This window comes from Paenibacillus sp. P4_E11, assembly GCF_056401635.1.
This window is the reverse complement of the sequence record NZ_JBFUIX010000512.1, coordinates 1-1,220: the sequence shown is the minus strand read 5'-3', so window position 1 is coordinate 1,220 and position 1,220 is coordinate 1. Positions and strand designations below refer to the sequence as shown.

General features: G+C 50.0%; 1 protein-coding gene and 1 pseudogene. One reads left to right on the top strand and one right to left on the bottom strand.

The window, feature by feature from the left end; translation table 11 throughout:
* Positions 1 to 380 (bottom strand): annotated as a pseudogene (locus AC1DWB_RS35600) (hypothetical protein); the annotation flags it as partial.
* Between the two features lie 131 nt (positions 381 to 511).
* On the opposite strand from AC1DWB_RS35600, the gene AC1DWB_RS35595 reads away from it, so the two are divergent.
* A partial coding sequence (locus AC1DWB_RS35595; protein ID WP_477545780.1) for a YwaF family protein occupies positions 512 to 1,220 on the top strand: 709 nt, incomplete at its 3' end.

Below are 1,220 nucleotides of genomic sequence, written 5' to 3'. Positions count from 1 at the left end.
GGCTGCACCAGTCCGGTATAAAACAGGCTCCACTTCTCCCGGTTCGATCCAAGCAGTTCTAGCAGCCTGTCTACATCTGCCTCGCGTCCAGCCAGCTGCGATTTCATCGGGAATACAACAAGTGCCTGAACCTTCTCCCCTGTAATCGGGATCCCATGTCGATCCACGAAATTCCCACGGCCACTATCCAGCTCAACTCCAGTTTCTCGCTGCGCCACCGAATTGTGGACTAGATCAACGTCCCACTGGGAGTAACTACCAGGATCCAACACTTGAATGTGGAACAGCTTCCCACCCAAGACCGCCAGCAACGATACCATTCCTAACAATCCGATTATAAGTCTCCGTTGGAGCGATGTCCGCTCGTGCCTATCTTTCATTATGTACGCCCTCCACTTGATGCTCTCTATAGACCATTATGGGCTTCTTCTTATTCGGATAGTCCAGCAATTGTTAATTCATGATAAACTGTCCATATAGATAGAACACAAGTACAGGGGGTATGTAGCTCATGCACCGTTTCTTCGATGTGAATGACCTAGCATCATTTGTTCCCTATTCCATATCACATTGGATCGTCCTTATGCTGTTCGCTGTGTCGATTGTGTTGCTATACATGGCTCGGGATTGGCTGAAGATCGGGAGGAGAAGCGATATCGTCCGGTATGGGCTTGCGTCTGTCCTGGTGTTGTGCGAAGTTTCATTGAATGCGTGGTACGTGGAGGAAGGCGTCTATAGTCTGAGAACCTCATTGCCGCTCGAACTTTGCAGCATCTCGTTGTATTTGTGCGTCTTCATGCTGGTGTTCAGAATCCGTCTGTTGTTCCAGATCGCGTACTTCACGGGGATCGGAGGAGCCATGCAAGCGATGCTCACTCCCGTACTGGGGTATGCATTTCCCCACTACTTGTTCCTCGAGTTTTTTGCTGCCCATATCGCGATCATCCTTGCCGTGCTCTATATGGTATGGGTTGAAAACTATCGACCGACATTCAAATCCATCGGCTTGACARTGGCTGTCCTCAATGTGCTGCTAGTTATGGTCTTCCTCGTCAATCGCGCTACTGGCGGCAATTATATGTTCGTAGCTCGCAAACCGGAGACTGCTTCACTTCTCGATTGGCTTGGACCTTATCCGTGGTATTTGCTATCGCTCGAGGGCGTTGCGTTCGTGTTGTTCCTGCTCTTGTATGCTCCGTTTGTTCGTAAGGGTAGCACGG